The organism is Bacillus sp. C1, assembly GCF_054570475.1.
In genome coordinates this window covers 90,932-99,322 of the sequence record NZ_JBTMZT010000014.1, presented here as the reverse complement: position 1 = coordinate 99,322, position 8,391 = coordinate 90,932, and the positions used below count along the sequence as shown (strand labels likewise).

Sequence of the window (8,391 nt, the reverse complement as noted above, 5' to 3'; positions counted from 1 at the left end):
CGCCGCCAGCGTTCATCCTGAGCCAGGATCAAACTCTCCAATAAAGTTAGTTTGTCTAGCATCTAAAATAAAAATTGACGTTTCACGTTGTTTGTTTCGTTCAGTTTTCAAAGAACTAAAAGCGGGTGAAGAGAATCGAACTCTCGACCAGAGCTTGGAAGGCTCTTGTTTTACCACTAAACTACACCCGCGTGGTCGGGAAGACAGGATTTGAACCTGCGACCCCCTGGTCCCAAACCAGGTGCTCTACCAAGCTGAGCCACTTCCCGTTATGGCGCGCCCGAGAGGAGTCGAACCCCTAACCTCTTGATCCGTAGTCAAACGCTCTATCCAATTGAGCTACGGGCGCTTATTCATGATGTTTCGTCGTTGTTGTATTTCAGCGACTCAATTATCTTATCACATTGCATTTTCAAATGCAAGCACTTTTTTATTTTTTCTTTGGTGCGGCCGAGAGGACTTGAACCTCCACGGGGTTTCCCCCACTAGGCCCTCAACCTAGCGCGTCTGCCGTTCCGCCACGACCGCATATGCGGGTGAAGGGAGTCGAACCCCCACGCCAAAGGCGCCAGATCCTAAGTCTGGTGCGTCTGCCAATTCCGCCACACCCGCGAAAATAAAAAAGAATGAGCCATGAAGGATTCGAACCTTCGACCCTCTGATTAAAAGTCAGATGCTCTACCAACTGAGCTAATGGCTCGTAATGGCTGGGCTAGCTGGATTCGAACCAGCGCATGACGGAGTCAAAGTCCGTTGCCTTACCGCTTGGCTATAGCCCATCGAAAAAATTCTATTTTAGCGACAAAGATTACTTTATCACAATAAGCAATAAAAAACAACTGCTTAAGTAGCAGAAGTTAAAGTGGCGGTCCCGACCGGGGTCGAACCGGCGATCTCCTGCGTGACAGGCAGGCATGTTAACCACTACACCACGGGACCATTGGTTGCGGGGACAGGATTTGAACCTGCGACCTTCGGGTTATGAGCCCGACGAGCTACCGTACTGCTCCACCCCGCGACGATATTGTTTATACATTATATGGTGGAGGATGACGGGATCGAACCGCCGACCCCCTGCTTGTAAGGCAGGTGCTCTCCCAGCTGAGCTAATCCTCCGAAAGTGGTGACCCGTACGGGATTCGAACCCGTGTTACCGCCGTGAAAGGGCGGTGTCTTAACCACTTGACCAACGGGCCAATATAAATGGCAGAGAAGAAGGGATTCGAACCCTCGCACCGCGTTAGCGATCTACTCCCTTAGCAGGGGAGCCCCTTGAGCCACTTGGGTACTTCTCTGTATGGCTCCGCAGGTAGGACTCGAACCTACGACCGATCGGTTAACAGCCGATAGCTCTACCACTGAGCTACTGCGGAATAAGAAAGACAATTTATATCTTATAAAAAATCACATTATAAGTCAAGGTATTTTATAAAACATCTTGTACAAACGTGACATGTTTATAATATACTGGATTGACTTTTAACTGTCAAGGTGTTTTTTACCTCTTGCAATCTCCCTTTACACTTTCCACAAACATATCTTTTTGTATTAATTTGACGTCTTCTTACATATTGAAAAGTACATTCTACACATTCATACATATATGTTTTAACCTCTTTCTTTTCTTCCCTTATCCTCTTACAAAACCTAGGAGCACCAACTTCTTTCAACAATTGACGAAAATCTCGATCACGATGCTGATACCCTCTACCCATAATATGCAAATGATAATGACACAACTCATGCTTAATAATACCGATTAATTCTCCTTGACCGTACACTTCATAATAACGACAGTTTAATTCTATATTATGACTTCTAAGCAAATACCTTCCCCCAGTTGTGCGTAGTCGGTGATTGAACATCGCCTTATGCAAAAAGGCTCTTCCGAAATATTGTAATGAAATTTCTTCTACAAGTCTTTGAACTTCTTTTCCATTCATTTTTATTCCCCCAAAAACTAAAAATAAACTTACACTTTTCTTCATCCCTATACATACATTAAATAGTACATATACCCATCCTCATTCAAACAGCGTAATTTCTATGAACTATCTTCTTCCTCATTTATTCGTAGAATTTCGCTAACCAAACTCTTATAAACAGTTCCTAAGATGAGGCTCTAGCCTATCTTCTATTCCGGAGCTGCTTGTTAGAGCCGGATTAAACAAGGGGGGATTCTTATGCCAACGTGGCTCCGAAAACAAATGCAACGTGCATATTTTGAAAAAAACCGGTATCAAATCAAATTGCTAAACGAATGCTGGTTTTATTATAGCAGAATGCATCAAAATTCCTGATAAAGTGAACATGTAATTAGTGGGGTATCCTCCCACTAATTACATTCTTACTAACATTACTTCATTAAAAAAGAGCAGGTTTATCCCTGCCCTTTTCGCATCGCTATTCAATAGGTAACATAGATAAAGCAACGCGCCCTTTTTTCATATCAACATCATCTACCCAAACTTTTACAATTTGTCCAACAGACACTACATCTAACGGATGCTTTACAAACTGTTTACTAAGTTTCGAAATATGTACTAATCCATCCTGTTTCACACCAACATCTACGAATGCACCAAAATCAACAACATTTCGAACCGTTCCTTCTAACTCCATACCACGCTTTAAATCTTCTAATTTGAGAATTCCCTTTTTCAAAAGTGGTTTCGGTAATTCATCGCGCATATCTCGTTCCGGGCTAATTAAAGCATCGATAATATCGATTAATGTCGGTTCACCAATATTCGTCTCTTGAGATAATTTAGAAAGCTCCACTCCCTCTAAAGACTTTTGTAAATGCGGTTGTCCTACATCATCAATCGATAGCCCTAAACTTTTTAATAATAATTCGACATTTTTATATTGCTCTGGGTGAATACTTGTTCTATCAAGTGGATTTTTACCTTCTAGTATACGTAAGAAACCGATACATTGTTCATACGTTTTCGCACCTAACCGTGCTATTTTCTTTAACTCTGTACGCTTAGTAAACTTCCCATCTTCTTCCCGTTTGTTCACAATATTTTTCGCAACTGTCTTCGATAATCCAGAAACATATTGTAATAACGCTACAGAGGCCGTATTCACGTTCACCCCTACTTGGTTAACAGCTGTTTCCACGACAAAAGTTAGTGATTCATTTAATCTCTTTTGTGATACATCATGTTGATACTGCCCGACTCCTACTGATTTCGGATCAATTTTCACAAGTTCTGCAAGCGGATCTTGTAGACGGCGTCCAATCGACACAGCACTTCTCTCTTCAACTTGCAAATCCGGAAATTCTTCACGGGCTAAATCAGAAGCTGAATATACACTAGCACCTGCTTCATTGACAATAATATAAAATACATCTTGCGGCACTAATTGTAAAATATCTACTATAAACTCTTCTGTTTCCCTAGAAGCTGTACCATTTCCGATTGCAATCATCTGAACTTGATATTTTTCTATAATAGAAGTAACTTTTGTTTTTGCATCTTCATATTTCCGAACAGGTGGATGCGGATAAACGACATCAATATGTAGAACTTTCCCTGTATCATCTACTACTGCTAACTTACACCCTGTTCGATATGCAGGATCTACTGCTAGTACTACCTTTCCTTTCATTGGTGGTTGTAACAATAAATTACGTAAATTCTCAGAGAAAATATGAATAGCTTGTTCTTCTGCTGTTTCAGTTAATTCTTTCCGAATTTCCCTTTCAATTGACGGTTGAATTAATCGCTTATATCCATCCTCAATCGCTAATTGTACATATTCTGCACTTTTAGAAGTAGCATCTCGAATTACTTTTTTATGTAAAAAGCGAACAATCTCTTCAGCAGGCGGAACAACCGAGACTTTTAGAATTTCTTCTTTTTCACCACGATTCATAGCTAACACACGATGTGGTACAACTTTTTGCAACGGTTCCTCATAACTGTAATACATCTCATATATATTTTTCTCATCTTTTTCTTCATCCTTTACCGCGGATGCAATCATCCCTTTTGTAAAGGTAACATTTCGAATCCAGCTACGATATGCCGCATCATCTGATACCAGTTCTGCAATAATATCTTGTGCACCTTGTAAGGCTTCTTGAACAGATTGCACTTCTTTCTCATCATTAACAAATCTTTTCGCCTGCTCTTGCGGATTTTCTTTCGCAAAGAGAAGTAACCATTCAGCTAGCGGTTCAAGCCCCTTATCCTTCGCGATTGTTGCTTTTGTTCTTCTCTTTTCTTTATAAGGGCGATATAAATCTTCTACTTCTTGTAGCTTCGTTGCAGATACAATATGTTTACTCAGCTCTTCTGTTAATTTTCCCTTTTCATTAATCAGACGAAGAACTTCTTCCTTTCTATCTTCAAGCTGCATCATATATTGCCATCTTTCTAAGATTGCACGAATTTGCACCTCATCTAAAGAGCCTGTCCATTCTTTTCGGTAACGAGCAATAAATGGAACTGTGTTACCTTCTTCTGTTAATTGAATAACATGACGAACTTGCTTTTCTGTAAAGCCTAATTCTTTCACTAACATTTTCATTAACGCTTGTCGATTATCTAACATTTCCATATACAACCGAAACCTCCTCTAATAAAAAAAGTTGCTCCAAAAAGAGAGCAACTTAAACTGCCGATTTAAAAATCTATTAGTCCTAAACTAATTTGCAGTGCTTCATCTACACGACTCATCATCATCTCATCTAAATGAGTAATTTTGTCCGTTAAGCGCTGCTTATCGATTGTTCGAATCTGCTCGAGCAAGATAACAGAATCTCTCTCAAATCCGTACTTTTTTGCATCAATTTCCACATGTGTGGGCAATTTTGCTTTCTGAATCTGTGCAGTAATAGCCGCTACAATCACAGTCGGACTAAAACGATTTCCGATGTCATTTTGAATGACAAGAACCGGACGAACGCCTCCTTGCTCAGAACCAACAACTGGGGAAAGATCTGCAAAATACACGTCGCCGCGTTTTACAATCAAAATATTACCCCCCGCTAACTAAGCGTTCTACCGTATGAGCTGCTTCATACTCTGCTAAGAAAGCTTCAGATGCAATACCAAGATTAATTTTTCCCATTTCAATATACCCACGTCGCATTGATTCATGTTGGTAGCGTTTCTTTGTCTTATGTTGACGCAATAACAGTTGTGTTGCCTGGCAAATTAGTTCATGGCGATTCTTATTCTCTTGTTTTCCAATTCCGTCCAATTCCGTTACCACTTGCTTCGGCAACCGAACCACGATTTCAGTAGTTACACTTGATTCGGACACAAAAATACACCTCCACCGTCAACTACACACCCAAATATATATATGACACCTATTGTAATAATACCATTGTATGGAGCCTGTTGCAAAGACTTCCTTATTCCTTGTTTATGTTTTCCAATTCGTTAGCAAAACATTCACTTTCATTTACTTTTTATCTCTTTTTCATAATAAATAACATAAACCTTCTATTAATGAAGGACTGTAGCATTCAACGATATTCGACCCCATAATTCATTTTCTATAAATCATAACCATTATTATGATGTTCATTTATATATCATTTAAATAATTTATTACTTTGACTACTTCCCCATGTCGTATAAATATACGCGGAATACGAAAACTAATTGTCGCGATAATTTCATAACTAATGGTATTCGAATACTCAGCAACTTCAATTGCACTAATATACTCATTACCTTGCTTTCCTATCAAGGTAACCTTTGTTCCAGGCGGCACTTCCCAAGGAAGATGCAACATAAATTGATCCATTGTAATTCGCCCTACAATCGGAACTCTTTCCCCATTCACAAGTACTTTAAATCCTTGAAGCCGTCTAAGCCAGCCATCTGCATAACCAATTGGCACCGTCGCTATCCACTCTTCTTTCTTCGCTCTATATGTGACACTATAGCTAATCCCATCACCTTTTATAACTTGTTTAATATGCGCGACTGTCGTATGAAGCGAGAAAGCCGGTTCTAATTTTATCGGTAAAAAAGGACGTATTTCTACAGAAGGTGATAACCCATACATCGCAATTCCAATCCGGACAGCCTGAAATGTAATTCCATGGAACCTCATAGTAGCCGCACTATTTGCCGTATGAACAAATGTTGGATTCACTCCGAATGCTTTCAACCAATTCAATTGCTCTAAAAAAGTGTTATACTGCTTATCAAAGTAAGATGTCTCCTCTTCATCTGCTGTTGCAAAATGCGTATATACCCCTTCTAACTCTAGAAAAGGAGCAGCATCCTCTAATATCCGTAAAAACTCTTTTAACTCATTACGCTTACGAATCCCTATCCTTCCCATACCACTATCGAATTTAATATGAAATTTTAGTGAGAACGGGCTACTCCAAATCTCTACGGCTTCTTCAATCCATTCCTTTTGAAAAATAGTTAATGCTACATCATTCTCAGCAGCTACATTTACATCACGTGGCGGCGAAGGGCCCAGCACTAAAATCGGCGCAGTAATTCCAGCGCGGCGAAGCACTAGCGCCTCATCTAAGAAAGCGACTGCTAATCTTGTTGCACCTGCTTCCAACGCGGTTCTTGCTACTGGAATATAGTCATGTCCATATGCGTTCCCTTTTACTACAGCAAAAATTTCCACATCTCTCGGAATTATTTCTTTAATATGCATTACATTGTTATAAATGGCATCCAAGTTCACTTCTACCCATGTATCACGGTAAAACGGTGACTCTTCCATAAGAAAACACTTCCTTATATACGATATGCGAAGTCCATTCTTTTATATTCGTCTTTTTATGAAATCCATTCCCAAAGACAAGAAAAACGTGGCGCATATACATCACCACGTCTAAAAAGTTTATTTTACCTGCTTTTCTGCAACAGAACGAGCTACCATTAATATCTCATCTGTCTTTAAACCTTTAGACACGAGCATATATTCTACCCCATTATGCGACCATGTTAACGATTCTTTTGTTAGAGCTCCAATTGTAAAGCCAAGATCAACTAATTCTCCACTTACACTTATCGATGCTGAAGCTTCAGCGACTTTCGCTTTTTCTTGTATTAATGTAAAGGATTTCTTGTCCCCAGTGTATGTGAGTATCGCACGATTACCACTGTCTGTTTTTAACTCTTTCTCTTCATTTAAAACCATTCCCCGCGGAGTATCACGTGGATATAAAATCGCGAACGGTTTATCTTGTTTCACTGTCGTTTGTACATCTACTTGCGCACGAGCCATATTTTGTTTTGTATCAAATGCATCTTTATCAAATTTTGTATCAAACTTCACCTTTGAAAAATCTACTTTCACAAGAACATTTTGATCATTATCCATCAATTTGACTGAAACAGGGGCTAAATCACTTTTATTCAATTTAATCTCTTGCTTCGGCAGCATATTTTGATGGTGATAATTCGTTTTTGTTTTAAACACGTAATATTTATCTGTTTTCTCAAACGAAAGATTCTTCTCATCTTTTAGGATATCCCTTACAAGTGATTCATATAAATAAGCTTGACTGCTATTTTGCGGCCAATCGCTTTGGAAACGAAAACTCTTATTAAGTGCTGGCGTTAACACAAAAACACCTTCATCGTTTCTTAAAATGATTTGACTCTGATCCTTCTTCGCATTCTTTAAATTCACACGATAATAAGAAGGTTCTTTATGCCACACTTCCACGTTATACTCTTGTGGTTCATTCCCTGTTTTAATAGATAATTTCGCTTCAGCTTGATAACTCTTCATCCCCTTAACCTTTGCCTCTAAATCTCGCACAACATCTTCCTGTTTCTTTTCCATACAACCCGCTAGCACGAAAACGGTCAATAAACCGACAATAACTAAAAATAGCCGCCTTTTCATCATTTCAACCCCTTTGCCCTATAAATGAATGGAAGATACTTCTTCCTTATCGCTAACTCAAATATATGAGACAAAGATATGAAATATGCAGACTAGCGTGACGAGCTTTCCAAAACAACTTGGGCCACTGCAAATTCTCTACTATGACTAATCGATAGATGAACAATATGCTCCGTGTTTGTTATAAGAACTGGTTTACCCCTATCATCATTTTTGATTTCAATATCTAAAAAACTCACTTCTTTCCCAATACCAGTCCCAACTGCCTTAGAATACGCTTCTTTAGCTGCAAACCTGCCTGCTACAAACTCTACAAGACGATTTCCTTTTAATCCGGAAGCAACACTACGTTCTTCATTCGTTAAAATACGGTCCATTAATTTCAACTTTCCATCTAGCATTTTTTCAATTCGATTCAATTCGATAATATCAATTCCAATCCCTATAATCATTTCAAAATTCCCCTTCTTCTATTTGTCTTCCTTCATTCATATTGTAAGAATAACAGAGATTCTTTCCGATGCAAAAGGAGTG

The 8,391-nt window shown here is 39.1% G+C and carries 8 protein-coding genes and 13 tRNA genes; 1 reads left to right on the top strand and 20 read right to left on the bottom strand.

Annotated features, from left to right (window positions below; genetic code table 11):
• Positions 1–120: 120 nt before the first annotated feature.
• The 14 genes from ACX5JI_RS23520 to ACX5JI_RS23455 form a co-directional block, all read right to left on the bottom strand.
• Positions 121–191 (bottom strand) — tRNA-Gly (locus ACX5JI_RS23520).
• Between the two features lies 1 nt (position 192).
• Positions 193–269, bottom strand: a tRNA-Pro gene (locus ACX5JI_RS23515).
• 3 nt (positions 270–272) lie between these two features.
• Positions 273–349 (bottom strand) — tRNA-Arg (locus ACX5JI_RS23510).
• A 93-nt stretch (positions 350–442) separates the two neighbouring features.
• Positions 443–528, bottom strand: a tRNA-Leu gene (locus ACX5JI_RS23505).
• Positions 529–531: 3 nt separating this feature from the next.
• Positions 532–612 (bottom strand) — tRNA-Leu (locus ACX5JI_RS23500).
• Positions 613–627: 15 nt separating this feature from the next.
• A tRNA-Lys gene (locus tag ACX5JI_RS23495) sits at positions 628–700 on the bottom strand.
• 4 nt (positions 701–704) lie between these two features.
• Positions 705–779 (bottom strand) — tRNA-Gln (locus ACX5JI_RS23490).
• An 84-nt stretch (positions 780–863) separates the two neighbouring features.
• Positions 864–939 (bottom strand) — tRNA-Asp (locus ACX5JI_RS23485).
• Between the two features lie 2 nt (positions 940–941).
• Positions 942–1,018: transfer RNA gene (locus ACX5JI_RS23480), tRNA-Met, on the bottom strand.
• A gap of 22 nt (positions 1,019–1,040) precedes the next feature.
• A tRNA-Val gene (locus ACX5JI_RS23475) sits at positions 1,041–1,116 on the bottom strand.
• A gap of 5 nt (positions 1,117–1,121) precedes the next feature.
• Positions 1,122–1,196, bottom strand: a tRNA-Glu gene (locus tag ACX5JI_RS23470).
• Between the two features lie 8 nt (positions 1,197–1,204).
• Positions 1,205–1,295 (bottom strand) — tRNA-Ser (locus tag ACX5JI_RS23465).
• 3 nt (positions 1,296–1,298) lie between these two features.
• Positions 1,299–1,373 (bottom strand) — tRNA-Asn (locus tag ACX5JI_RS23460).
• Positions 1,374–1,457: 84 nt separating this feature from the next.
• Positions 1,458–1,943, bottom strand: coding sequence for a SprT family protein (locus tag ACX5JI_RS23455; protein ID WP_459503410.1), 486 nt, complete (start codon positions 1,941–1,943; stop codon positions 1,458–1,460).
• A 240-nt stretch (positions 1,944–2,183) separates the two neighbouring features.
• Here ACX5JI_RS23455 and cmpA point away from each other — a divergent pair, with 240 nt between their 5' ends.
• Positions 2,184–2,300: a cortex morphogenetic protein CmpA gene (gene cmpA, locus ACX5JI_RS23450; RefSeq protein WP_459503409.1), complete on the top strand. Its 117-nt coding sequence runs from the start codon at positions 2,184–2,186 to the stop codon at positions 2,298–2,300.
• Between the two features lie 103 nt (positions 2,301–2,403).
• On the opposite strand, the gene ACX5JI_RS23445 is transcribed toward cmpA, so the two are convergent.
• From ACX5JI_RS23445 to acpS, 6 genes are all read right to left on the bottom strand, one after another.
• The gene (locus ACX5JI_RS23445; protein ID WP_459503408.1) at positions 2,404–4,572 is read right to left on the bottom strand and encodes a Tex family protein; all 2,169 of its coding nucleotides are present in this window, start codon (positions 4,570–4,572) and stop codon (positions 2,404–2,406) included.
• A 65-nt stretch (positions 4,573–4,637) separates the two neighbouring features.
• Positions 4,638–4,988 (bottom strand): type II toxin-antitoxin system endoribonuclease NdoA, encoded by a 351-nt coding sequence (ndoA, locus tag ACX5JI_RS23440; RefSeq protein WP_003194532.1) that lies wholly within the window; start codon positions 4,986–4,988, stop codon positions 4,638–4,640.
• Between the two features lie 4 nt (positions 4,989–4,992).
• Positions 4,993–5,280 carry an antitoxin EndoAI gene (locus tag ACX5JI_RS23435; protein ID WP_000004571.1) on the bottom strand — a complete coding sequence of 96 codons (288 nt, stop codon included), beginning with the start codon at positions 5,278–5,280 and terminating at the stop codon, positions 4,993–4,995.
• Positions 5,281–5,550: 270 nt separating this feature from the next.
• Positions 5,551–6,723, bottom strand: coding sequence for an alanine racemase (alr, locus tag ACX5JI_RS23430; protein ID WP_459503407.1), 1,173 nt, complete (start codon positions 6,721–6,723; stop codon positions 5,551–5,553).
• A gap of 120 nt (positions 6,724–6,843) precedes the next feature.
• Positions 6,844–7,794 carry a LolA family protein gene (locus ACX5JI_RS23425; protein ID WP_459503414.1) on the bottom strand — a complete coding sequence of 317 codons (951 nt, stop codon included), beginning with the start codon at positions 7,792–7,794 and terminating at the stop codon, positions 6,844–6,846.
• 155 nt (positions 7,795–7,949) lie between these two features.
• The gene (gene acpS, locus ACX5JI_RS23420) at positions 7,950–8,309 is read right to left on the bottom strand and encodes a holo-ACP synthase (protein WP_459503406.1); all 360 of its coding nucleotides are present in this window, start codon (positions 8,307–8,309) and stop codon (positions 7,950–7,952) included.
• Between the last annotated feature and the right edge of the window lie 82 nt (positions 8,310–8,391).

Coding starts and splice junctions, on each gene's coding strand:
- ACX5JI_RS23455 (WP_459503410.1), bottom strand. CDS start 1,943: ATGAATGGAAAAGAAGTTCAAAGACTTGTAGAAGAAATTTCATTACAA.
- cmpA (WP_459503409.1), top strand. CDS start 2,184: ATGCCAACGTGGCTCCGAAAACAAATGCAACGTGCATATTTTGAAAAA.
- ACX5JI_RS23445 (WP_459503408.1), bottom strand. CDS start 4,572: ATGGAAATGTTAGATAATCGACAAGCGTTAATGAAAATGTTAGTGAAA.
- alr (WP_459503407.1), bottom strand. CDS start 6,723: ATGGAAGAGTCACCGTTTTACCGTGATACATGGGTAGAAGTGAACTTG.
- ACX5JI_RS23425 (WP_459503414.1), bottom strand. CDS start 7,794: ATGGAAAAGAAACAGGAAGATGTTGTGCGAGATTTAGAGGCAAAGGTT.
- acpS (WP_459503406.1), bottom strand. CDS start 8,309: ATGATTATAGGGATTGGAATTGATATTATCGAATTGAATCGAATTGAA.